General features: G+C 67.7%; 22 protein-coding genes. 10 read left to right on the plus strand and 12 right to left on the minus strand.

The window, feature by feature from the left end; translation table 11 throughout:
• Window positions 1-38: 38 nt before the first annotated feature.
• Window positions 39-1169, minus strand: coding sequence for a glutamine-hydrolyzing carbamoyl-phosphate synthase small subunit (carA, locus tag MRBLST15_RS03615; protein WP_367785244.1), 1131 nt, complete (start codon window positions 1167-1169; stop codon window positions 39-41).
• A 326-nt stretch (window positions 1170-1495) separates the two neighbouring features.
• Window positions 1496-2227 (minus strand): 4-hydroxy-tetrahydrodipicolinate reductase, encoded by a 732-nt coding sequence (gene dapB, locus MRBLST15_RS03620; protein ID WP_265951719.1) that lies wholly within the window; start codon window positions 2225-2227, stop codon window positions 1496-1498.
• 306 nt (window positions 2228-2533) lie between these two features.
• Between dapB and MRBLST15_RS03625 the strand changes: the two genes are divergently transcribed.
• The gene (locus MRBLST15_RS03625; RefSeq protein WP_367785245.1) at window positions 2534-2995 is read left to right on the plus strand and encodes a DUF4304 domain-containing protein; all 462 of its coding nucleotides are present in this window, start codon (window positions 2534-2536) and stop codon (window positions 2993-2995) included.
• A gap of 24 nt (window positions 2996-3019) precedes the next feature.
• Here the strand turns inward: MRBLST15_RS03625 and MRBLST15_RS03630 are convergent, their stop codons facing one another.
• The 3 genes from MRBLST15_RS03630 to MRBLST15_RS03640 are packed head-to-tail and all read right to left on the minus strand — an operon-like array spanning window position 3020 to window position 5387.
• The gene (locus MRBLST15_RS03630; protein WP_265951721.1) at window positions 3020-3274 is read right to left on the minus strand and encodes a DUF6587 family protein; all 255 of its coding nucleotides are present in this window, start codon (window positions 3272-3274) and stop codon (window positions 3020-3022) included.
• Window positions 3274-5136 carry a ferrous iron transport protein B gene (feoB, locus tag MRBLST15_RS03635; protein ID WP_367785246.1) on the minus strand — a complete coding sequence of 621 codons (1863 nt, stop codon included), beginning with the start codon at window positions 5134-5136 and terminating at the stop codon, window positions 3274-3276. Before feoB ends, MRBLST15_RS03630 begins: the two co-directional genes overlap by 1 nt.
• On the minus strand, window positions 5133-5387 hold the full coding sequence (locus tag MRBLST15_RS03640; protein WP_025874743.1) for a FeoA family protein: 255 nt from the start codon (window positions 5385-5387) through the stop codon (window positions 5133-5135). Before MRBLST15_RS03640 ends, feoB begins: the two co-directional genes overlap by 4 nt.
• Window positions 5388-5506: 119 nt before the next feature.
• Here MRBLST15_RS03640 and MRBLST15_RS03645 point away from each other — a divergent pair, with 119 nt between their 5' ends.
• The 7 genes from MRBLST15_RS03645 to MRBLST15_RS03675 all read left to right on the plus strand — a co-directional run bounded on the left by MRBLST15_RS03645 (window position 5507) and on the right by MRBLST15_RS03675 (window position 12320).
• Entirely contained in the window at window positions 5507-6295 is a 789-nt protein-coding gene (locus MRBLST15_RS03645) for an enoyl-CoA hydratase-related protein (RefSeq protein ID WP_265951723.1), read from the plus strand.
• A 1-nt stretch (window position 6296) separates the two neighbouring features.
• Window positions 6297-6683, plus strand: a complete 387-nt coding sequence (locus MRBLST15_RS03650) for a VOC family protein (RefSeq protein WP_251475265.1) — start codon at window positions 6297-6299, stop codon at window positions 6681-6683.
• Between the two features lie 169 nt (window positions 6684-6852).
• Entirely contained in the window at window positions 6853-7746 is an 894-nt protein-coding gene (locus MRBLST15_RS03655; RefSeq protein ID WP_367785247.1) for a hydroxymethylglutaryl-CoA lyase, read from the plus strand.
• Window positions 7743-10316 carry a sensor domain-containing protein gene (locus tag MRBLST15_RS03660; protein ID WP_367785248.1) on the plus strand — a complete coding sequence of 858 codons (2574 nt, stop codon included), beginning with the start codon at window positions 7743-7745 and terminating at the stop codon, window positions 10314-10316. The genes MRBLST15_RS03655 and MRBLST15_RS03660 overlap by 4 nt, the downstream gene beginning before the upstream one ends.
• Before the next feature lie 79 nt (window positions 10317-10395).
• A complete protein-coding gene (locus MRBLST15_RS03665) occupies window positions 10396-11166 on the plus strand; it encodes an SDR family NAD(P)-dependent oxidoreductase (protein ID WP_367785249.1) in 771 nt (256 codons plus the stop codon).
• Window positions 11167-11215: 49 nt separating this feature from the next.
• Complete coding sequence (gene yeiP, locus MRBLST15_RS03670; RefSeq protein WP_099818338.1) at window positions 11216-11782, plus strand: elongation factor P-like protein YeiP; 567 nt, start codon at window positions 11216-11218, stop codon at window positions 11780-11782.
• Complete coding sequence (locus MRBLST15_RS03675) at window positions 11772-12320, plus strand: hypothetical protein (RefSeq protein WP_367785250.1); 549 nt, start codon at window positions 11772-11774, stop codon at window positions 12318-12320. Before yeiP ends, MRBLST15_RS03675 begins: the two co-directional genes overlap by 11 nt.
• Window positions 12321-12370: 50 nt before the next feature.
• Here MRBLST15_RS03675 and MRBLST15_RS03680 read toward each other — a convergent pair whose 3' ends face one another.
• The 4 genes from MRBLST15_RS03680 to MRBLST15_RS03695 form a co-directional block, all read right to left on the minus strand.
• Window positions 12371-13093 (minus strand): COG3650 family protein, encoded by a 723-nt coding sequence (locus MRBLST15_RS03680; RefSeq protein ID WP_367785251.1) that lies wholly within the window; start codon window positions 13091-13093, stop codon window positions 12371-12373.
• A gap of 83 nt (window positions 13094-13176) precedes the next feature.
• The gene (locus MRBLST15_RS03685; RefSeq protein ID WP_265951729.1) at window positions 13177-13569 is read right to left on the minus strand and encodes a nuclear transport factor 2 family protein; all 393 of its coding nucleotides are present in this window, start codon (window positions 13567-13569) and stop codon (window positions 13177-13179) included.
• Window positions 13550-16714 carry a multidrug efflux RND transporter permease subunit gene (locus MRBLST15_RS03690; protein WP_367785252.1) on the minus strand — a complete coding sequence of 1055 codons (3165 nt, stop codon included), beginning with the start codon at window positions 16712-16714 and terminating at the stop codon, window positions 13550-13552. Before MRBLST15_RS03690 ends, MRBLST15_RS03685 begins: the two co-directional genes overlap by 20 nt.
• A 21-nt stretch (window positions 16715-16735) precedes the next feature.
• Entirely contained in the window at window positions 16736-17878 is a 1143-nt protein-coding gene (locus MRBLST15_RS03695) for an efflux RND transporter periplasmic adaptor subunit (protein WP_367785253.1), read from the minus strand.
• A 130-nt stretch (window positions 17879-18008) separates the two neighbouring features.
• On the opposite strand from MRBLST15_RS03695, the gene MRBLST15_RS03700 reads away from it, so the two are divergent.
• Both MRBLST15_RS03700 and MRBLST15_RS03705 read left to right on the plus strand, forming a co-directional pair.
• The gene (locus tag MRBLST15_RS03700) at window positions 18009-18725 is read left to right on the plus strand and encodes a response regulator (RefSeq protein ID WP_265951732.1); all 717 of its coding nucleotides are present in this window, start codon (window positions 18009-18011) and stop codon (window positions 18723-18725) included.
• Window positions 18725-19792 (plus strand): ATP-binding protein, encoded by a 1068-nt coding sequence (locus MRBLST15_RS03705; RefSeq protein WP_100465229.1) that lies wholly within the window; start codon window positions 18725-18727, stop codon window positions 19790-19792. Before MRBLST15_RS03700 ends, MRBLST15_RS03705 begins: the two co-directional genes overlap by 1 nt.
• Here the strand turns inward: MRBLST15_RS03705 and MRBLST15_RS03710 are convergent.
• The 3 genes from MRBLST15_RS03710 to MRBLST15_RS03720 all read right to left on the minus strand — a co-directional run bounded on the left by MRBLST15_RS03710 (window position 19770) and on the right by MRBLST15_RS03720 (window position 23387).
• Window positions 19770-21626 (minus strand): DUF4105 domain-containing protein, encoded by a 1857-nt coding sequence (locus tag MRBLST15_RS03710; RefSeq protein ID WP_414716125.1) that lies wholly within the window; start codon window positions 21624-21626, stop codon window positions 19770-19772. The genes MRBLST15_RS03705 and MRBLST15_RS03710 overlap by 23 nt on opposite strands.
• A 10-nt stretch (window positions 21627-21636) precedes the next feature.
• A complete protein-coding gene (locus MRBLST15_RS03715) occupies window positions 21637-21936 on the minus strand; it encodes a DUF2388 domain-containing protein (protein WP_312704859.1) in 300 nt (99 codons plus the stop codon).
• A gap of 62 nt (window positions 21937-21998) precedes the next feature.
• Window positions 21999-23387, minus strand: coding sequence for an FAD-binding oxidoreductase (locus tag MRBLST15_RS03720; RefSeq protein ID WP_367785255.1), 1389 nt, complete (start codon window positions 23385-23387; stop codon window positions 21999-22001).
• Window positions 23388-23538: the final 151 nt, after the last annotated feature.

Here is a 23538-nt window from a genome sequence, read left to right on the forward strand (position 1 = left end):
TCCATCGCGACGCCACCGGCGAACCGGCGGCGTACTGATCACGCCTTGGCCTGGTCCATCAGCGCCACGAAACGGTCGAACAACGGGCCCACATCGGTCGGGCCCGGCGACGCTTCCGGGTGGCCCTGGAACGAGAAGGCCGGCACGTCGGTGCGGGCGATGCCCTGGTTGGTGCCGTCGAACAGCGAACGGTGGGTCACCCGCAGGGTGGCCGGCAGGGTCGCTTCATCCACTGCGAAGCCGTGGTTCTGCGAGGTGATCATTACCCGACCGCTGTCCAGGTCCTGCACGGGGTGGTTCGCACCGTGGTGACCATGGCCCATCTTGATGGTCTTTGCGCCCGATGCCAGGCCCAGCAGCTGATGGCCCAGGCAGATGCCGAAGGTCGGAATCTTCACGTCGATGAAGGTCTTGATCGCGGCGATCGCGTAGTCGCACGGCTCCGGGTCACCCGGGCCATTGGACAGGAACACGCCATCCGGCTTCAGCGCCAGCACTTCGGCGGCCGGGGTCTGCGCCGGCACCACGGTGACCTCGCAGCCGCGCTCGGCCAGCATGCGCAGGATGTTGGTCTTCACGCCGAAGTCGTAGGCCACGACCTTGTACTTGGCCGGCACGCTGACGAAGGCATTGGCGTCCAGGTCCAGCTGGCCCTCGGTCCAGACGTAGCTCTTTTCGGTGGTGACGACCTTGGCCAGATCCATGCCCTTCAGCCCCGGGAACTTGCGGGCCGCTTCCAGCGCCTTTTCCACATCGATGCCGTCGCCGGCCATCAGCGCGCCGTTCTGGGCGCCCTTCTCGCGCAGGATGCGGGTCAGCTTGCGGGTGTCGATGCCGGCGATGGCGACCACGCCACGCTGGATCAGCCAGTCCTGCAGCGACACCTGGCTGCGCCAGCTGCTGGGGCGGCGCGGCACATCGCGCACGATCAGGCCAGCCGACCACACCTTGGACGCTTCATTGTCCTGGTCGGTCATGCCGGTGTTGCCAATGTGCGGATAGGTCAGCGTGACCATCTGCCGGGCGTAGGACGGGTCGGTCAACACTTCCTGGTAGCCGGTCATGGCGGTGTTGAACACCACCTCACCGACGGACAGGCCGGGCGCGCCTACGGATTCGCCCTCGAATACGGTGCCGTCTTCGAGGACGAGGATTGCGGCTTGGGTCACGAAATTCTCACTTTGGCTACCGAGGGGGTGCCGAAGTCACGCCTGCGCTTCACGGAAATCCGGTTGCAAAAAAGCGCGGACGTACGGTCTGGGACCGGTCCGGCTTTCGTGATTCGGCGAGTGCGAATTGTAGCGGTGCCGGGGCGCTCGCGCCAGCGGTTATCGCCATTCATGAACAGGCGATTGCGCATTCATTTCAATCCGGGGGCGTATGCAGGCCGCTGGGCGGGGTCGGATCGTTTCCCGAACGGGAAAGGCTCTGACCCCGGGTGCCCACAGATGGGGTCAGAACCCTTTCCGCCGGAAAGGATCCGACCCCGTCCAGTTCATCCGTTCGGACCGTCCAGCAGGTCCCGTACCCGGTAGCTGCCCGCGGCCCGGCCCTGCAGCTGGCGCGCGGCAAACAGTGCTCCGCGGGCGAAGATGTCGCGGTTGGTGGCCCGGTGCACCAGCTCGATGCGCTCGCCCAGGCCGGTGAACTGCACCAGGTGCTCGCCGACGATGTCACCGGCGCGCAGGCTGGCGTACTGCGGCTCAGCCCCACCCCGCTGTGCCGCGGCGCCCAGGGTCAACGCCGTGCCCGAGGGCGCATCCTTCTTCTGCGTATGGTGCGATTCGACGATGTCGCAGTTCCAGCCCGCCAACGCCTGCGCCGCCCGCTCCACCAGCTCGTCCAGCACCGCCACGCCCAGGCTGAAGTTCGACGCCCACACCAGCGGGATCTTCACCGCCGCCGCCTCCAGCGCCTGGCGCTGCGCGGTGGAAATGCCGGTGGTGCCCGACACCAGACCTGCGCCGCGCTCCACGCACAGTTCCAGCAGCGCGTCGAAGCCCTCCGGCAGGCTGAAATCGATCGCCACGTCGAACACCGGCGCCCCCGGCAACTCGCTGGCGGCGAAGAACGGCACACCATCGATCACCCGCTGGGCCGGCGCGCGGCCGGTCACCGCAGCGACGATCTGCAGGGAATCAGGATGTTCGGCGGCCAGCCGCAGCAGGGCCTGGCCCATGCGCCCGGAGGCGCCGTGAATAAGCAATCGCAGGGGAGTCTGGTTCATGCACGCAGGCTAGCGGCACCATGCATGGTCCGGCAAGCACTGCCGCTGCTACGCGGCGCACCCGTTTGCCATGGATTGCCCGGCCGTACGCCGATGCCGCACCCTTCCTGGCCAGGCCGTGGTCGCGCGGTGACCGGCCGGAATCTGCGGTCAATGGCGGCCTGGTAGCTGACGGGTAGATTCACGCCATGCGTGCGCAAGGGCGAGCGATGCTCTGCTGACGTTCCGTGTGTCGCATCTGCCAATTGACGTCCAGACACTGCGTCGCAAAGCTGTGGGCCGCTCATTCCGGTGCAGCCAGCGCTCATGAAATCCGCGACAGTCTTCAGCAGATGTGCAAGGAAGACAGGCTTTGCCGGGACATCGACCACGCGCTACCGGGTACTGGACGGCGCCTCACTGGTGATCAATCACCAGGGCGCCAGTCACGGCAAGGGCTTCTATGTGAATGCCGGGCTCTACTTTCCAGAGCTTCTCGAGCACCCCCTCGCGCCTTCCGACCTTGAAAGTGCTTTCAGGTACCACTCCAGCATCCCCACGCCTCATGTCGACTGGCGCATCGAAGAGACTCCAGGCCTGCGCCGGGCCTTCATCCAGCAGGATCTTGACGACCTGCTCGCAGCCGGGAATCGCGAGGCGCTGCAATGCCTGCTGCTGGATGCCCTTGGCGATGTTCTGGGTTTCGCGGCGACCCATGGCAACCGGCAATCGGTGCGGCGAATGCAGCAGGATGGAAGCTTCCGGGCGATCATCCGCAAAGAGGTCTGAAGCAAGAACGCAGGAAAGGCAGGCTCAGTGCTGCTTCGGCGGCGTCGGCCCGCAGCTGTCACAGCCACCGCAAGCGCCGCCACCGCCGGTGGCCGGCGGCGCGATCTTCCGGCCCAGCGCCTGCAGCCAGGCCGCACGGCCCGGCTTCAGCAGCGCCAGCGCCACCGCGCCGCGCAACTTGCGCACGGTACCGGGCGCCTGCTTCTTCAGGACCACCCAGGCACTGACCAGCACGGCCACCGCAATGATCAGGTACTGGACCAGCAGGCCGGCGTCCATCAGCCGCCTCCCAGCGCCACGGTCACCTGGTAGGTGATCAGCGCCGCGACATAGGCCGCAGCAAACAGGTAGAACGCCGAGAAGCCCATCGTCTTCCACGAGTTGGTCTCGCGCTTGATGGTGGCCAGCGTCGAAATGCACATCGGCGCGTAGATGAACCACACCAGCAGGGCCAGGCCGGTGGCCAGCGACCAGCCGTCGGCCACCACCGGCGACAGCGCGGAGATCGCCGCATCGTCATCAGCAGCCGACAGCGCATACACCGTCGCCAGCGACGATACCGCTACTTCGCGCGCCGCAAGGCCCGGAATCAGCGCGATGCAGATCTGCCAGTTGAAGCCCAGCGGCGCGAAGATCGCGGTCATCGCATGGCCGATCTGGCCGGCATAGCTGTAGTCGATGGCCGGCATCGTCGCATCGGCGGGCGCACCCGGGAACGACAGCAGGAACCACAGCAGGATGGTCAGCGCCAGGATGATGCCGCCGACGCGCCGGAGGAAGATCATGCCGCGCTCGTACAGACCAACGGCGAGGTCGCGCGGATGCGGAATGCGGTACGACGGCAGTTCCAGCATCAGCGGGTGCTCGCTCTTGTCGCGGCGCCACTTCTTCATCACCCACGACATCACCAGCGCGCTGAGGATGCCGGCCACGTACAGGCCGAACAGCACCAGGCCCTGCTGGTTGAAGATGCCGATCCTGCCGGACGGAATGAAGGCGCCGATCAGCAGCGCATACACCGGCAGGCGCGCCGAGCAGGTCATCAGCGGTGCCACCAGGATCGTGGCCAGGCGGTCACGCGGGTCCTGGATGCTGCGGGTGGCCATGATGCCCGGCACCGCACAGGCGAAGCTGGACAGCAACGGGATGAAAGACCGCCCCGACAGCCCCGCCGCCGCCATCATGCGGTCCAGCAGGAATGCGGCACGTGGCAGGTAGCCGGACTCCTCCAGCGCCAGGATGAAGGCGAACAGGATCAGGATCTGCGGCAGGAACACCACCACGCCTCCCAGGCCGGCGATGATGCCGTCGGTCAGCAGGCTGGTCAGCGGCCCTGCCGGCAGCACGCTGGCAGCCAGTTCACCCAGCCAGGCGAAGCCGGCCTCGATGCCATCCATCAGCGGCGTCGCCCAGGCGAACACCGCCTGGAAGATCAGGAACATCACCACCACCAGGGTGATCAGGCCGAACACCGGATGCAGCAGCCAGCGGTCGAGCGTGTCGTCGATCTTCGCCGTCCGCGCCGGCATGCGCACGGCGGCGGCCAGGATCGCGCGTACCTGCGCGTGGTAATCCACGTCCTTCTCAACACCGGCCAGCGGCGCGTCCAGGTGCGGCACCATCGCGTCCAGGCGCTCCACCAGCGCACGCGCGCCCTGCTTGCGCACCGCCACGGTTTCCACCACCGGCACGCCGATCTCGCGTTCCAGCGCGGCGACATCGATCTGGATGCCGCGACGCTGCGCGGCGTCGACCATGTTCAGGGCGATGATCATCGGCTTGCCCAGCTCGCGCAGCTCCAGGGCGAAACGCAGGTGCAGGCGCAGGTTGGTGGCGTCGATCACGCACAACAGGACGTCCGGCGCGGCCTCACCCGGGTAGAAGCCCCGGCACAGGTCGCGGGTGATCGCCTCGTCGAGGCTGGCCGGATGCAGGCTGTAGGCGCCCGGCAGGTCAAGCACGGCGAACTCGCGGCCGGACGGCGCACGCAGGCGGCCTTCCTTGCGCTCGACGGTGACGCCGGTGTAGTTGGCGACCTTCTGCCGGCTGCCGGTCAGCTGGTTGAACAGGGCGGTCTTGCCGCTGTTGGGGTTGCCGACCAGCGCGATGCGCAGCGGTGCGGTGGTTGCGGTGGCACTCATGCGCGTCCTTCCTGACTGGCCGGGTCGATGACCACGCGCCGGGCCTCACTGATACGCAGCGCGAAACGGGTGAACCCGACCTGCACCAGCAGCGGCTCGCCGCCGACCGGACCCCGCGCCACCAGGCGCACTTCCTCACCCTTGACGAAGCCCAGCTCACGCAGGCGCCGGGCGATGGCATCGTTGGCATGCAGGTCCTGCACGGAATCGACCACGGCCGAGGCGTGCAGGGGCAGTTCGGACAGCGTCATCTAGCGTGTTCTCTGCTGGATGTAAATGGTTCTCGATTCTAACATTCCCGCGTCGCGTCATGGCCCATGACCAATGGCCCGCTATGATCCATACAGGTATGGAGCAACCCCGGAATCCCATGAACGATGCTTTGCAGATCGAGCGCAATGGCGCTGTCCTGACCCTCTGGCTGAACCGGCCGGAGCTGCACAACGCCTTCGATGCCGGCCTGATCGCCCGGCTGACCGCCGCCCTGGAAGCGGCCGGCCGCGATGACACGGTGCGCACGGTGGTGGTGGCCGGCCACGGCGCCTCCTTCTCCGCCGGTGCCGACATGCAGTGGATGCGCGGCATGGCCACGGCCAGCGAGGCCGACAACCGCGAGGACGCCCTGGCGTTGGCCCGGCTGATGCGCACCCTGGACGAGCTGCCCAAGCCGACCCTGGCGCGGGTCCACGGCGCCGCCTTCGGTGGCGGGGTGGGCCTGGTGGCCTGCTGCGATATCGCCATCGCCAGCAGCGCCGCCCGCTTCGGCCTGACCGAAAGCCGCCTGGGCCTGTTGCCGGCAGTGATCTCGCCCTATGTGATCGAGGCCATCGGCAGCCGCCAGGCCCGTCGCTGGTTCGCGACCGGCGAGCACTTCGACGCCGACACCGCCCTGCGTATCGGCCTGATCCACCATCTGGTGGAGCCCGAACGCCTGGACGAAGCGGTGCAGCGGCAGCTGGCCCTGCTCGACAAGGCCGGGCCGATCGCCTCGGCGTCGGCCAAGCTGCTGGTCCGGCAGGTGCGCGACGCCGATGATCGCGACAGCCTGGACCGTGACAATGCTGCTCTGATCGCACGCCTGCGGGTGTCTGCCGAGGGCCAGGAAGGCCTGGGCGCCTTCCTCGACAAGCGCGCACCGCACTGGGTCACGGAGGCCTGACATGTTGGACCATATTGGTGTGAACAGCGGCGACCTGCCGCGCAGCAAGGCCTTCTTCCTGCAGGCGCTGGCACCGTTGCAGATCGGCCTGGTGATGGAGGTCAGTGCCGAACAGACCGGCGCCCACGACCACGTGGGTTTCGGCAACCACGGCAAGCCGTTCTTCTGGCTGGGCAATGCGGCACCGCTCAGCCAGGGAGTGCACGTGGCCTTCGTGTGTGGCGAACGTGCCCAGGTGGATGCGTTCCACGCCGCTGCCCTGGCCGCAGGGGGGCGCGACAACGGGGCACCCGGCCTGCGCCCGTGGTACCACCCGGATTACTACGCCGCCTTCGTGATCGACCCCGATGGCAACAACATCGAGGCGGTCTGCCACCTGCCCGGGTAGGCCCTCCGTCAAACCAGGCGCAGGCGTGGCCGCTTGTGCGACCCGCCTGCGTATCTCATCTGGCAGCCTGGCGAAGACCGGGCCGCCTCCGCTTCCCAGGAACCGCCGTGACCCCAGTCGATCCCATCCGCCCTGCCCGTCCCATCCCGCCTGCCGCAGGGGTGCCGCGATGAGCGATTTCGTCCGCATCGTCGAGGTCGGCCCACGCGATGGGCTGCAGAACGAAAAGCAGGCCGTGACCACCGCCGACAAGATCGCCCTGATCGATCGCCTGTCGGCCACCGGCCTGCGCACCATCGAGGCGACCAGCTTCGTCAGCCCGCGCTGGGTACCGCAGCTGGCCGACGCGGCCGAAGTCTATGCCGGCATCCATCGCCACCCGGGTATCGCCTATCCGGTGCTGGTGCCCAACGAACAGGGCTACGACCGCGCACGCGCCGTCGGCGTGCAGGAAGTCGCGGTGTTCACCGCTGCATCGGAAGCCTTCAACCGCACCAACACCAACGCCGGCATCGATGAGTCGCTGGCGCGCTTCGAGCCGATCCTGCGCCGTGCAGCCGCCGACGGCGTGCGGGTGCGCGGCTACGTCTCCACCGTGCTCGGCTGCCCCTACCAGGGCGAGGTGCCGCTGGCCGACGTCGTGCGCGTCGCCCGTGCCCTGCATCAAATGGGGTGTTACGAAATCTCGCTGGGCGACACCATCGGCGTCGGCACGCCGCGCAAGGCCCGCGCGATGCTGCAGGCGGTGGCTGCCGAGATCCCGATGAGCGCACTGGCCGTGCACTTCCACGATACCTATGGCCAGGCCATCGCCAACATCGCCGCCTGCCTGGAAGAAGGCGTGCGCGTGGTCGACAGCGCCGTGTCCGGTGCCGGCGGCTGCCCGTACGCGAAGGGCGCCAGCGGCAACGTGGCCAGCGAGGACGTGGTGTACCTGCTGCAGGGCCTGGGCCTGGAGTGCGGTGTCGACCTGCCATCGCTGGCCGAGACTGGGCGTTGGCTGGCCGGGTTGCTCGGCCGCGCCACCGCCAGCCGCGTCGGGCAGGCGCTGGCGGCGACATGAACGACAGCGGCCCGCGCGACCGTCCGGCCATCGGCGATGCTTCCGCCGCAACCGACGACGCGCTGGCCGCTCTGGACGCGGCGCTCGCTGCTTCCCCATTGCCTGCCCAGGCCAGGCTGCTGCGCCAGGCGCGGCAGGCGCTGGCCGATGCACAGCAGCGCGAACTGGATACCCAGGCCCGCTATGCCGCGTTGTTCGATGCCGTGCCCGACCCGGTCAGCATCCTCAGCGCCGAAGGCGTGGTGCTGGACGTCAACCGTGCCGGCATCGTCGCCTACGATCGCCGGCGCGAAGACATCGTCGGCCAGCCCATCGAACTGCTCAACCCGGACCTGCCCAGCGACCACCTGCAACCGGTGTGGGAGGCGCTGAACCGCGGCGACACCTACGTCATCGAAGTGACCAACATGCGCGGCGACGGCAGTCGCTTTCCGGTGGAGGTGCATTCGGCCGGCTTCCAGGACCGCGGCCAGCCCTGCATCGTCGCTGTCGCCCGCGACCTGAGTGGGCGCTGGCGCGCCGAGTCGCGCTATCGCCTGCTGATGGAGTCGATCGACAAGGGCGTGATCCTGTTCGACCGTGATCTGCGCGTGCTGTCGGCCAACCCGGCCGCCCACCGCATCCTCGGCCTCACCGGTGGTGGTGTCGGCTTGAATTCGATGCTCGATCCCGAAGCGTGGATCATCGTCGACGAACATGGCCATCCGCTGACCCAGGCACAGTGGCCGACCAGCCGCTGCTTCCAGGCCGGGCGGATGATCCGCAGCACCATCATCGGCCTGTACCACCGCCCGCGCGGACGCATGCTGTGGTTGTCCACCACCAACGTGCCGGTGTTCGGCAACGGGTGCGACCAGGCCGACCATGTCTATGCAATGTTCAGTGACATCACCGAACTGAAGCGCAACAACACCCTGTTCGCGCGCGCGCAGTCACTGGCCCACATCGGCGGCTGGGAATGGGATCGCGGGCTGCAGCGCCTGTACCTCACCGATGAGGCGCGGCGCATCGTCGGCCAGCCGGCCGATCTGGAGGACATGCCGGACCTGCTGGACTGCCTGCGCAGCGACGACCGCGCCGCCCTGCAGCAGGCGCTGGCCGACACCATCGAACACCGCAGCAGCTTCGGCCTGGAGCTGCAGGGCCAGCGCCGCGATGGCCACTCGTTCTGGATCCGGATGATCGGCGAGGTCTCGGCCGGCGATGTCGATGCCGCGCGCATCACCGGCACCGTTCAGGACATCACCGAACGCAAGCAGGCCGAGGAAACCCTGCGCGTGCAGGCCCGCACCGACCCGTTGACCGGAATCATGAACCGCGATGCGGTGCTGAGCGACCTCGGCGTGCGCATGCACAGCCCCGGCCACGACCGCGTGGCGGTGCTGTATATCGACCTGGACCGCTTCAAGGTGGTCAACGACCTGCTCGGCCACAACGCCGGGGATGAACTGTTGATCGAAGCAACCCGGCGCATCGCCACCGTGATCGGCACCGAAGGCCTGCTCGCACGTTTCGGTGGCGACGAATTCCTCGTGATCTGTGACCTGCGCGACCAGCCCGACCAGGCCGAACAGCTGGCCGAGCGCATCACTGCGGCCTTCTCGGCGCCGTTCCAGCTGGGCAGCGACGAGTTCCCGGTCACCGCCAGCATCGGCATCGCCCGCGCACCGCGCGATGGCGACCGGCCGCAGCAGCTGATCCAGAACGCCGACACGGCGATGTACGAGTGCAAGCGACGCACCCGCAACGGCTGGCAGGTGTTCTCCCCCGAACTGGCACAGCGCCAGCATGACCGCCTGCAGATCGAGAGCCGGCTGCACAAGGCCCTCGATGGCGACGAGTTCCATCTGGTCTACCAGCCACAGGTCAACCTGCGCAGCGGCGCCACCATCGCCTGCGAGGCGCTGATGCGCTGGCACAACACCCAGTTGGGGCAGATGCGCCCGGACCTGTTCATCCGCCACGCCGAGCACACCGGCGACATCGTGCGCATCGGCCAATGGGCGCTGCGCGAAGCCTGCCGGCAGGTACGGCAATGGCAGGACGATGGCCTCGGCCTGGTGCGGGTGGCGGTCAACGTGTCCTGGCGGCAGTTCGTCGGTGAGGATCTCGCCCGCTGGGTGCGGCAGGTGCTGGACGAGTTCGGCCTGCCCGGCAGCGTGCTGGAGCTGGAGTTCACCGAGCGGGTGCTGATCGAGGATGCGCCGGACACCCTGCGCACCTTCGCTCGCCTGCGCGAGATGGGGGTGATGCTGACCATCGACGACTTCGGCGAAGGCTACAGCGCGCTGAATTACCTGCGCCGGCTGCCCATCCATGGGCTGAAACTGAGCCAGTTGTTCGTCGAAGGCATTCCCCGCAACCGCTCGGACGTGGCGGTCTGCGAGGCGGTCTGCGCGATTGCCCGCAGCCTCGGCCTGGGCGTGGTCGCCGAGGGCGTGGAAACCGAACCACAACGGCAATGCCTGCTCGACCTGGGGGTGACCGTCGGCCAGGGCTTCCTGTTCGCCCACGGACTGCCCGCCGCCGACTTCGAGCGTCGCCTGCGGCGCGCCCGCGAACTGGGCTGAGGCCGGCGGCGCAGTGCACAACGGCGGCTGCCGTCGCTTCCGTTAGAATCGGCGGTTCTTGAACCTGCAGGACCGTGCAATGCAGCTGTCTTCCGTACGTGCCGTGATCACTGGCGGCGTCTCCGGCCTCGGCCTCGCCGTGGCCCAGCACCTGGTTGCCGAGGGTGGCAAGGTCGCCCTGTTCGACCTCAACGACGCCAAGGGCGCGGCCGCCGTTGCCGGGCTGGGGCAGGACAACGCCCGCTATTTCAATGTCAACGTCAGTGATGAAGCGTCCGTGTCGGCGGCCATCGACCAGGCCTTCGATTTCCTCGGCGGCCTGAATGTCGCCATGAACTGCGCCGGCATCCTCGGCGCTGGCCGCGTGCTGGGCAAGGAAGGCCCGATGCCGCTGGCCGGGTTCCAGGGCACGGTGATGGTCAACCTGGTCGGCAGCTTCAACGTCGCCAAGGCCGCCGCCAACCGCATGCAGCACAACGAGGCCGGCGTGGACGGCGAGCGCGGCGTCATCATCAACACCGCCAGCGTTGCCGCCTACGAAGGCCAGATCGGCCAGGCCGCCTACTCCGCTTCCAAGGGCGGCGTGGTGGCGATGACCCTGCCGATGGCGCGCGAGCTGTCTCGCTTCGGCATCCGCGTCAACACCATTGCACCGGGCGTGTTCTGGACGCCGATGGTCGATGGCATGCCCGAAGCCGTGCAGACATCGCTGGCCGCATCGATCCCGTTCCCGTCGCGCCTGGGCAAGCCGGAAGACTTCGCCAGCCTGGTCGGCCACATCCTCGGCAACACCTACATCAACGGCGAGACCATCCGCCTGGACGGCGCCACCCGGCTCGCTCCGAAGTGATTCCCCCCGGGCGCCGGGACGGCGCCCTCCCCCAACGACCAACATCATCATGAAAGCCAACGACATCAAGAAGGGCAACGTCGTCGAGTTCAACAACGGCGTCTACCAGATCCGCGACATCGAGCGCAGCTCGCCGCAGGGTCGCGGCGGCAACGTCCGCTTCCGTTTCATCATGTACAGCGTGCCGGGCGGCAACAAGCTCGACGCCAGCTTCGATGCCGATGACAACCTGGTCGAAGTCGAACTGCTGCGCCGCCAGTCCACCTACTCGTACAAGGATGGCGATGCGTTCGTGTTCCTGGACGACGAGGACTACACCCCCTACACCCTGGACGCGGACGTGATCGGCGATGACGCCGGCTACATCACCGACGGCCTGACCGGCATCTACGTGCAGGTGATCGACGAGCAGCCGGTGGCCATCCAGCTGCCGGCCTCGGTGGTGCTGGAAGTGATCGAGACGCCGCCGGAACTGAAGGGCGGTACCGCCACCAAGCGCCCGAAGCCGGCCAAGCTCAACACCGGCATCGAGATCATGGTGCCGGAGTACATCGTCAACGGCGAGCGTGTGCTGGTGAGCACCGCCACCGGCGAATTTGCCGGCCGTGCCGACTAACCGCGTGGCGCTGATCGCCTGCCTGTCCCTGCTTGCGGCGTGCTCGCCGCAGGCAGCGGACAGCGGTGCAGGTGGTGCCACGCCAGAGGCCGTAGCGGTCGATCCGGTGGCTCCCATCGCACCGGCTGCGGCGTCGCCCGCGGTCCTGCAGGAACCCGCCGAGGAGCCCTCCGCTGCCAGCCTGCCCTCGAGTTACGAGGAACTGGAACAGGTCCGTGCCGCCGCTGGCTGTGCGGTCTCCAACGACATGTACGACATCGAAGACATACGCATCTACTGTCAGATGCCCGACGACGTGCAGGCGTTTCTCGCGCGCGAAAACACCTGCCAGCATTTCGCCGGCGAAGAGCCCTACGACGACGAGCGCCGTCGAGAGCTGGAAGAAGCCAGCGCCCAGTACTGCGAGGGCCGCGAGAAGATCTTCACCGATCTGGTCGCGCGCCATCGCGGTGACTGTGCGATCCGCACGGCGCTGATCGGGATCAACAGCCGCTACGACCTGGTGTTCGAGCTGGACTTGAAGCCCTGCAAGGACTGACCGATCAACGCCGGGCATTGCCCGGCGCTACCGATCCGCGGAACTACGCGTTACTTAGCGCCGAAGTTGCCGCAGCCGTGGTACTGGCGCGTGCCCACGGTCAGCATCGCCTTGGCCTCGAACGCTTCACCGCTCATGTCGTCCTGGCAGGTCGTGCGCTGGAAGCTCAACTTGATGTCGGTGCCGTCGGCCGCCTTGCCAACCCAGCCGTCTGCACCCTCGGTCGGCTTGGCGACCACGAAGCGACGCTCGCCGTAGTCGACCTCCACCCGCAGGCCCGGCGCATCACCATCGACGACGGCCAGCCAGCCCGGCTCGTTGCCGGTGGCACGGAACGCGGCGTTGCCGGCGCTGCCATCACCCTCGGTGGTTTCCACCGCGCCACACTCACGGTCCGCTTCGCCCTTCAGGCTGAGCAGCGCGTCGTGACCGCCACGGGTCCAGAAGCTGTTGCCCTTGCCGTCGGCATATTTCGCTCCGGAGGCCGCGCGTTCGGAGGACATCGCGAAACTGCGCCCGCCAATCACAACCGTCGCTGCGTCTTCGCCGTTGAAGGTCGCACGCACGTCGAGGTCGCCGCAGCGATAGAGGGTTTCGCTGCCGCTGCCGCCGCCGTCACCGGCGGCAGCCACAGAGGCCGGTGCCGGTGCCGGTGCCGATGCCGGCGTCGCGGCCGCATCGGCTGCGCCACTGGAGGCCGGCGTCTGCGCCGGTTGGCAGGCGCTCAGCGCAAGGCCGAGGGAAGCCGCCAACAGACTGGGAATTACACGCATGGCTCGACTCCTTGTCGAAACTACAGAGACCTTGGACCCTAACATCTGCACACGAACAGGGCCTGAAAGCTGCATGACCGTGTTCAGCCTGCCAGCACCGTCATCGACAGCAGCTGCGCGCCGCTGGCACCGGATGCGCTTGTCCAGACGCGCAGCAGGCGCAGGCGCTGCACGTGTTCGCGCCCCAGCCAACGCACATGCAACTGAACATCGCTGGACAACAACGCCAGGCGACCACAGAGCAGGGTTTCCACCGCATGCACCTGCAGCGCAAGAATCTGCAGGTGCCCTTGCTGCCAGTCCTTCAGCCAAGGCAGTTCGAGCATCCGGCCGCCTTGCCCGTCCATCATGAACAACACCGGTGACAGCAGTGCAGTGGCTGCGCCATGGTCACCGTCCAGCAGCGCATCGCGCAGCTGCTGCTCCAACACACGCAGCTGCGCCTCGTACAGGCCCTCAGGGTTCCTGTTTTCCATCCACCTGCTTTCCATCCACACGTCCTCCCGGCGTCGGCCGGCGTCGGCGCAGGCGCTGCGCAAGCCACTGCTGCGCCCCCTGCACCACCACATAGAACACCGGCACGAAGAACACGGCCAGCACCGTCGCACTGACCATGCCGCCGAACACGCCGGTACCGATGGCCTGTTGCGTTTCCTTTGAAGCACCCTGCGCCAGCATCAGAGGCACCACGCCCAGCGCGAACGCCAGCGAGGTCATGACGATCGGCCGCAACCGCAGCCGCGCCGCTTCGATGGTGGCCTCGACCAGGCCGCGCCCCTGCTGTTGCAGCTGGCGGGCGAACTCGACGATCAGGATCGCGTTCTTCGCCGAAAGCCCGATCACCGTGATCATGCCGACCTTGAAGAACACATCATTGGGCATCTCGCGCAGCAGCACCGCGGCCACAGCGCCGAGCAGACCCAACGGCACCACCAGCATCACCGCCAGCGGGATCGACCAGCTCTCGTACAGCGCTGCCAGCACCAGGAACACCACCAGCATCGATAGAAGCAGCAACCACGGCGCCTGTGCGCCGGACTCACGCTCCTGCAGCGACTGGCTGGTCCACTGCAGGGCGAAGCCCGCGGGCAGCTGCTGTGCAAGGCGCTCCATCTCGATCATGGCCTGACCGGTGGACACGCCACTGGCGGGTGCGCCGGACAGGTTCAATGCCGGGAATCCCAGATAACGCTGCAGCTGCAGCGGCGCCTCGGTCCACTGTGCGGCGACCAGCTCGGACAGCGCCACCATGCCGCCTTCGCTGTTGCGCACATACAGCTTCAGCACGTCCTCCAGCTCCATCCGGTGCGGCGCATCGGCCTGCATGATCACCTGCTGCATGCGCCCGCGATTGGGAAAGTCATTGACGTACTGCGAGCCCATCGCCGCCGACAGCGTCGCACTGATGTCGGTGAACGCAACGCCCATTGCTTCGGCCTTGGCGCGATCGATATCCAGCCGCACGTTGCTGCCTGCCGGCAGACCATCGGCATGCACTTCGGCCAGCAGCGGGCTGGCCTCTGCCAGTTTCAGCAACTGCTGCAGGGCGGCGCGCAGCTCGGCCTGGCCCTGCCCAGTACGCGCCTGCAGTGCCAACGAGAAGCCGGAGGAACGGCCAAGGCTGTCGATGGCCGGCGGCATGACGCTCATCACCTCGCCCTCGGACACCGTCGCCATGGCCTGCTGCGCCGCCTTCACCTCGTCCGCTGCGGTGCTGCCGCCGCGCTCACCCCAGTCCTTCAACATGGTGTAGGTCAGCGCCGCGCTCGGGCCGGAACCGGAGAAGCTGTAACCGAGGATGGCCTGGTTGGACGCGATCGCCGGCCGCGAGGCGACGTGCTGTTCGTAGGCCTCGACCACCGCCAGCGTACGTTCGGCCGTCGCTTCGGCCGGCAACTGGATGGAGGTCATGAAATAGCCTTGGTCCTCTTCCGGCAGGAACGCGCCCGGCAACCAGTGCAGGCCGATCAGCAGCGCCACCAGCAATGCTGCGAACAGGCCCATCACCCGGCCACTGCGCCGAAGGACCGCCGCCACGCCCTGCTGGTAACGCCCGGTCATCCGCTCGAAGCCACGGTTGAACGCACCGAATACGCCGCCGCGTCCATGATGGCCACGTGTGCCCTGCCGCAGCAACGTCGCGCAGAGCGCCGGGGTCAGGCTCAGCGCCAGCAGTGCCGAGAACAGGATCGACACCGACATCGCCACGCTGAACTGGCGGTAGATCGCACCAACCGAGCCACTGGCGAGCGCCATCGGGATGAATACCGCCGTCAGCACCAGGGTGATGCCGATCACCGCACCGGTCAGCTCACGCATCGCCTTGATCGTGGCTTCGCGCGGTGGCAGACCTTCTTCGGCCATGATCCGCTCCACGCCCTCGACCACCACGATCGCATCGTCAACGATGATGCCGATCGCCAACACCATGCCGAACATGGTCAATACGTTGATCGAGAAACCCAGCGCCAGCATCACCGCGAAGGTGCCCAACAGTGCGATCGGCGCGACCAGGGCGGGGATCAGCGTATAGCGCCAGTTCTGCAGGAACAGGTACATCACTGCAAATACCAGCAGCATCGCCTCGACCAGGGTCTGCAGCACCTTCTGGATCGAGACCTTGACGAAGGGCGCGGTATCGAACGGAATGCTGGATTCAACACCCTGCGGCAGCAGCGGCTGCAGGTCGGCCATGCGCTCGCGCACAGCGGTGGCCGTACGCACCGCATTCGCACCGGGGCGCAGCTGCACACCCGCGGCCGTCGCCGGATAGCCATCTTCGCGCGTGCCCCAGGCATAGCTCTGCGCACCCAGCTCGACCCGGGCGACATCATCCAGCAGCACCCGCGAACCATCGGCACCGGCGCGCAGCACGATGGCCGCGAACTGCTCGGGCGTGGACAGCTGGCCTTCGGCACTCAACGGCACGGTGATGCGCTGGCCGGGGACGCCGGGCGAATCGCCGATGCGGCCCGGGGATATCTCCAGGTTCTGCTGCTCGATCGCGCTGGCCACATCGCCCATGGTCAGGCCGTAGCCGGTCAGGCGGGTCGGGTCCAGCCAGATCCGCATCGCCTGTTCGGCACCAAACAGCTGCACGCGGCCGACGCCGTCGATGCGCCGCAGCTCTTCGATGATGTTGCGCGCCATGAAATCGCCCAGCGCCGCTTCGCTGACACTGCCATCGGGTGAGCGCAGGCCCACCAGCATCAGGAAGCCGGAGTCGGCAGCCTCCACGAACAGGCCGTTCTGGCGCACGCTGCGTGGCAGGCGCGGCTCGATCGCCTTGATCCGGTTCTGCACGTCCACCTGTGCCAGCTCGGGATCGGTGCCTGGCTTGAAGGTCGCGGTGATCGACGCTTCGCCGGAAGTGTCCACCGACGATTCGAAGTACAGCAGGTGCTTGACGCTGGACAGCTCACGCTCGATCAGGCCGACCACCGCATCATTCAGCGTCTGCGGGCTGGCCCCGGGATAGCTGGCATAGATGCTGACGCTGGGTGGTGCGACCGCCGGATAGCGCTCGACCGCCAGCCGTGGAATGGCCAGCACGCCGGCCAGGATGACGAAGATCGCCAGCACCCAGGCAAATACCGGGCGATCGATGAAGAAACGAGCCATGTCGTAGGTTCCTGGAAGGGCTCAGCCCTGGCTTGCGGATGTCGGCGTTGCGCTGGCGACCGGCACCTGCCAGTCGCGCGGATCGACCAGCACGCCCTCCTGCAGGCGCTCCTGGCCTTCCACCACGACCTTCTCGCCCGCCTTCAGGCCATGCCGCACCAACCATTGCCGGTTGACGCTGCCGTCCACCTCCAGCGTGCGGATCACTGCTTTGCCATCGGCGGCGATGACCCAGGCATAGGCCTGGCCACCGGCGCTGCGCAGCACCGCCTGCTGCGGCAGCAGCAGCGCGCTCGCCGGCGCCCCGCGCGGCACCCGGGCACGCACGTACATGCCCGGCAACAGCTGCCGCTCAGGGTTGTCGACCAGGATGCGCAGGATCACATCGCCGGTGCGTGCATCGACATTGACACCGGAGAACAACAGCCGGCCGCGCTCGGGCAACGGCGAACCCGCCGCGCCGATGATCGTCACCGGCAGCTCGCCGTCCACTGCACCTCGCTGCAGGGTCTGCAGCTGCGATGCCGGCTGGCGCACGTCCACGTAGACCTGGTCGATCTGCTGCACCACCGCCATCGGCTCGGCATCGGCGACGCCGACCAGCGCGCCTTCGGTCACCAGCGCCTGGTCGATGCGCCCATCAATCGGTGCGCTGACCGTGGCATAGCGCAGGTCCAGCTGGCGTCGCGCCAGGATCGCGCGTGCCTCGTTGACCGCTGCGCGGGCCTGCTCGTGCTCGGCGCTGGCATCGTCGCGATGCTGCTGGCTGACCGCCTGCGCGGCGGCCAGCGCCTGCAGCCGCTGTGACTGCACACGGCTGCGGCCGAGGGCTGCCTCACTGCGCTGCAGAGCCGCCAGCGCCGAATCGACGTCGGCGCGGAACGCCGCCGGGTCGATCTGGAACAGCGGCTGCCCAGCATGCACCTCCGCACCCTGCTCGAACATCCGGCGCTGCACGATGCCGCCGACCTGCGCACGGATCTGCGCGGTGCGCACCGCCGCCACCCGACCGGGCAGTTCATCATCGCGCTGCACCACCTGCGGGCCGACGGTAACCACGCTGACACGCGGCACGGCTTCAACGGTGGGTTCGGGGCGGGAGCAGGCCGTCATGGCCAAGGCGAAGGCCGCGACCAGCGCGACCGGAGTCCTGAAGGTTCTCATTGCTGTGCACAGTGCCGCAGGTGCGGCTGACGAATCATGAAGCGCGCAGTGTGCGTGGCGATGATGGGGTTTCGATGGAGGAACTGTGGAGATACGATGGAGGGCAAGCACCTTCCGGCCTCGCCTTGCCATGCATGCCTCCCCTGCCCTCGCGGCGCTGGTCCTGATCGTCGAGGACGAAGCCGAGATCGCCGACATCCTCACCGCCTACCTTGAACGCGAGGGCCTGCGCACCCTGCGTGCGGCCGATGGCCAGGCGGCCCTGGACCTGCATCGCAGCATGCGCCCGGACCTTGTCCTGCTGGACGTGCAGTTGCCGCGGCTGGACGGCTGGAGCGTGCTTACCCAGCTGCGCCAGCGCGGCGAAACACCGGTCATCATGCTGACCGCACTGGACCAGGATCTGGACAAGCTGACCGCACTGCGGATGGGCGCGGATGACTATGTCGTCAAACCGTTCAATCCCGCCGAGGTGGCGGCACGCGTGCGTGCAGTACTGCGGCGTACGCTGCGCAGCCCGCGGGCGGATGCGCCCACTGCCCTGCGCGTCGGCCCGCTGCTGATCGACACCGCCACCCACGCCGTGCATGTGGAAGGCGATGGCTACAGCCACGAGCTGCTGCTGACCCTGACCGAGTTCAAACTGCTGCATTGCATGGCTTTGGCGCCGTCACGGATCTTCAGCCGCAGCGAGCTGATGCACGAATGCCTGCCGGAAAGCGAGGCGCTGGAGCGCACTGTGGACAGCCATGTCAGCAAGCTGCGGCGCAAACTGGACGAAGTAGGCCTCACCCAGATTCCGGCCAGCGTGCGCGGTGTCGGCTACCGACTGATGGCCGACCGCTGATGCGCCGCTCCGGGCTCAGCCGGCACATCATCGTGTCGATGTCGCTGATGGTCGTCGGCGTCATCGTGATGGTGATCCTCTCTTCGTGGCTGCTGTATGCCGTGCTGATCGAGTTCTTCCCGGCCAGCGCCGAAGAGCCGGAAGGCTGGCTGCCGACGGGACCGGAGCTGGCGTGGATGGTGGGGGTGATCCTGACCGGCCTGGCGCTGGCGATCGCCGCCTCGTTCCGCTTGGCGCACCGCATCCTGTCGCCGCTCAACTCCCTGGTGGACAGCGTACGTGCGCTGGCGGGCGGCGACCTCGGCGCGCGCGCCACGGCCGAGGCCAACTCCCCCGGCGAGGTCGCAGCGCTGGTGGATGACTTCAACGCGATGGCGCGCCGCCTGCAGCACATGGAAAGCGAACGGGTGATGTGGCACGCCGCCATCGCCCATGAGCTGCGCACGCCGGTGACGATCCTGCGCGGGCGCCTGCAGGGCCTGGCCGAAGGCGTGTTCCAGCCCGATGAGTCGCAGTTCCGCAGCCTGCTGGCGCAGGTCGAGGGCCTGTCACGGCTGATCGAGGACCTGCGCGTGCTGAGCCTGGCCGACAATGCCCGCCTTGATGTGCGCCGCGCCCGCACCGATGTGGTGGCCGAAGTGCATTCGGTGATGACGCTGGTCGACCCGGCCTTCCGCAGCGCCGGCTTCGTGCTGGAGCTGGAAACCAGCCGTGAGGAGCACCCCGCCCATTGCGACCCGACGCGGTTGCGGCAGGCGCTGCTGGCCCTGCTGGAGAACGCGCGCCGCTATGCCAATCCGGGCAAGGTACGCATCGCCGTGCATGACACCGTGGCCCACGTACAGGTGGCGATCGAAGACGAAGGCCCCGGTATCGACCCGGCCCTGCACGCGGACATCTTCAATCCGTTCATGCGCGGCGACGGTTCACGATCGCGCCTGGGCGGCGGCAGCGGCCTCGGCCTGGCCGTGGTCAAGGCCATCGCCGATGCGCACGGCGGCCAGGTCTACTGCACTCCCGGCACGGCCGGCGGCAGTCGTTTCGTCATCGAGCTGCCGCGCCAGTAGGCGGAACTTCGGCGGCCTGCTCACGCACGCGCGCGCCCAACGCAGCGAGATTGTTGTCGATGTCATCCAGCTCACGTCGCTGCGATGGCGGCAACTGCGCGCGCAGCTGCACGCGCAGTGCCTGCCAGGCGGGTATGGCCTGTGCGCTGGCAACGGTCACGGCGCGTGCAACCTCTGCCTGTTCTTCCGCCTGCGGCAGGCCATAGCCGGCGTCGGCCAGCAACTGGCCGGGCCGCAACCACTGCCCGCTCTGCTCCAGCAAAGCGCGCAGCGAACGGGTCGCACTGCTGTCCGGATCGGCCAGCAGCCGTCGTTTCAATGCGTCGCGTGCGCGCAGTTCCGCGCGCCGCTGCGCCGCCTGTTCCAGCAGCAGCAGGCCGGCACTGGCGCGCACATCACCGCGCAGCAACCACGGTGCGCGCTGTTGCGCCGGCAGCGCCAGCCATGCGCGCACATCGCGCGCCGGCAACGCCATCTGCGCTGCGGCAACCGAAAACAACTGCTGGTAGTGGTCGCGCGCAGACGCAAAGTAGTAGCCCTGCGCTTGGGCCTGCACGGGATCGGCCAGCACCTGCTCGTCCAGGGCATGCAGCCGCGCCAGCCGTCGCCGCAACCCGCGCGGGCTCAGCTGCGCCAGGCCGGCTTCGCCCAGGCGCGGAACACCTGCCTGCAGCAGCTTCGCCGTCTCCACCGCGCAGTTGTTGCTGACGAAGTAATAGCGGCCGTCATAGCTCCAGTGCACCTGTGCAGTGCGCTCGAGCAGGCTGGCGATCTCGCTGCGGTCCAGCTGCAGCGGCAGCGAGGCCAGTCCGCGCAGCTCGACCTTGGTGTACTCGTCCACCACCTGCTGCAACGGCAGCACGAACAGGCGCGATGGATAGCCACCGGTCAGGCCGCGCCAGTTGGAAATCTGCACGTCGCCGACGAAGGCGCGGAAGGACAGCACCCGGTGATGCTCCAGGTCCAGCCTGCAGTCCGGACCCGGCGCGCGGCCGGGACGGCAGATCACCAGCCGCAGCATGCTGTGGCCCCAGCGGCTCATCGGCTGCGCACTGCCTTCGGCGAACAGATAGTCCACGGCGTACACCCGGGACGGGTCCAGCGCCAGCAGCGAAGCGGCGCCCTCTTCCGCGTCGGCCTGCAATAGCGGAACCGTGCCCGCGCAGTGTGGCGCAGGTAGCGATGGTGGCGTACCGAAGTGAGCGCGATACCATTGCGCCAGTGCCGGGCGGCGGCACGCGAACTCTGCATCCAGCACGAAGTGTTCGGCGTTCACCGCCAGGTACTCGGCCGGGTCGGTCAGTTCGTAGGCATCGGGGCTGCGGTCGCGGAAGGCATTGTCACCGCGGCCCATATGCCACGGCTTGCGCTGCCAACCGGCAAGGTCACGCCAGCGGGCGCTGCGCGACCAGTGCGCACTGTTGCGGTCAGCAACATGGGTCAGTTCGTGCACCAGCGCGCTGCGGCGGGCGCGACGGGCGCCAGCCACGTCTTCATCCAGCAGGTCGCGGCGCAGCGCGATGCGCCCGGCGAAGGCACGGCCATGCACGTTGGCGGGCAGGTCGTCACGCCAGCCGACCTGCACCTTCGCGGGCAACGCACGCAGCAGGCCGTCGGGCAGCAACGCCTGCACATCACTCAGTGTCTGCGTCGCCACCTGCTGCTGTGCCGGGCTCAGCCCGGCCGGGTCCAGCTGCAGGCGATCAGCCGCATGCGCGACGTGAGCGGCCAGCAGTAGAGCCACGCCATGCGCGGCTGCTGTGATCGCCCGTCTGCGGTTGGGATTCAGCCGAGCATGGCTCGGCTCTACGGAAAGCGATGACGCGGAGGTCATGCCGCCTGGATCAACGCGCCAGAAGCGCGCGCGCCAACTGCAGGTCGCTCTGCTGCCGTGCGCCTGCATCCTGCTCGCGCAGGTACACCAGCGCCGCCTGCAGGCGTGCGCCGCGGATCTGGCCATCGCTGGCGACAAAAGCCGCCGCATCGTCGCGCGCGGCCAGCACCACCTTGTCATCGCCCGAGCTGCTGCCCGAGGAACCCGAAGAGGCGCCCGTCGCCGACCCGGCCGAGGTGCCGGCAAAGCTCGAAGCGAAGCCGGCCAGCGGCAGGGACAACAGGGCAACCAGCAGGAGCGGACGGATCATGGTCAGGGAGTTCGTTGATTGGGTGGGTGGAGCGTAACGGCTGGGTGAAGTCTTTGCCCGTGTCAAAGGTCGAACAATTTGCCGGGATTCAGCCGCCCTTCGGGATCGAACGCGCGCTTGACCGCCTTCATCAGCCCGATCTCGGCCGGGCCACGGGTGCTGTCCAGGTAGCCCTTCTTCACCAGGCCGATACCGTGCTCGGCCGAAATGCTGCCATTGAAGCGCACCAGCACCTGCGCCAGCAGCTTGGTCACGTGCTCGCACTGGGTCACGAAGTCGGCATCGCTGGTGTCATCCGGCTTGAGCACGTTGATGTGCAGGTTGCCATCGCCGATATGGCCGAACCAGACCACATCGAAATGCGGGTAGGCGTCGCCAATCAGCGCCTGGGTCTCGGCCAGGAACGCCGGCATCGACGAGATCCGCACCGAGACATCGTTCTTGTAGGGCTTGTAGCGCGCCAGCGCCTCGGTGATGCCCTCACGCAGGCGCCACAGCTGCGCTGCCTGGGCATCGCTGGCACTGATCACGCCGTCGCTGACCCAGCCGTTGCCCATGCAATCTTCGAAGGCGGCCATTGCTGCTGCTTCCTGCGCATCATCACCGGCAGCGAACTCGGTCACTACGTAATAGGGGTGTACGTCATCGAACGGTGCCTGCGCGCCGTGGGACAGCACGTGCTCCAGCGCACGGTCGGTGAAGAATTCGAAGGCCTGCAGCTGCAGTCGCGCGCGGAAGGCGGCGAACACCTTCATCAGCACATCGAAGCTGGGCAGCGCCAGCAGCATCACGTTGCTGGCCGGCGGCGGGTCGGTGAGTTTGACCGTGGCCTCGACGATCACGCCCAGCGTGCCCTCCGAGCCGATCAGCAGCTGGCGGAAATCGTAGCCGCTGGAGTTCTTGATCAGGCCCTTGTTGAGCTCGAGCAGTTCACCCGTGGCGGTGACCACCTTCAGTCCCGCGATCCATTCGCGGGTATTGCCGTAGCGGATCACCCGGATGCCACCGGCATTGGTGGCGATGTTGCCGCCGATCGAACACGAGCCGCGTGCAGCGAAGTCCACCGGGTAGATCAGGCCGTGCTCCAGCGCGGCGTTGTGCAGCGCCTCCAGCGGCATGCCGGCCTGCACCACCAGGGTGCGGTCGACGGCATCGTAGTCCAGCGCCTTGTTCATCCGTTCCAGGCTGAGCACCAGCTCGCCATGGGCCGCCACCGCGCCGCCGGACAGGCCGGTGCGACCACCGGACGGAACCACTGCCACGCCTTCGGCCGCGCTCCAGCGCATTACCGCCTGCACTTCTTCCACCGTGGCCGGCAACGCGATCGCCAGCGGCGCCGGCGTCCAGCGCCGGGTCCAGTCGCGCCCGTAATGCTCCAGGTCGGCAGGGTCGGTCTTCAGCTTCAGGCCGGGACAGGCCTGCTGCAACGAGGCGATGCGGGAATCGGTCATGACGGTCCAGCGCGGGGCGTGAAGAACGGGCAAGCGTGCCAGTGGCGGGGGCCAGCGTCCAGCCCCGCAACGCCTTCGATAGCTGCAGTTGCAACCAATTGCGCACTGCACCATGGGCGTTGTGATCTGGCATAGTGGTCAGCCCCTGTCC

The organism is Stenotrophomonas sp. LST15-1-1.1 (assembly GCF_040815575.1).
GTDB lineage: Bacteria > Pseudomonadota > Gammaproteobacteria > Xanthomonadales > Xanthomonadaceae > Stenotrophomonas > Stenotrophomonas lactitubi_B.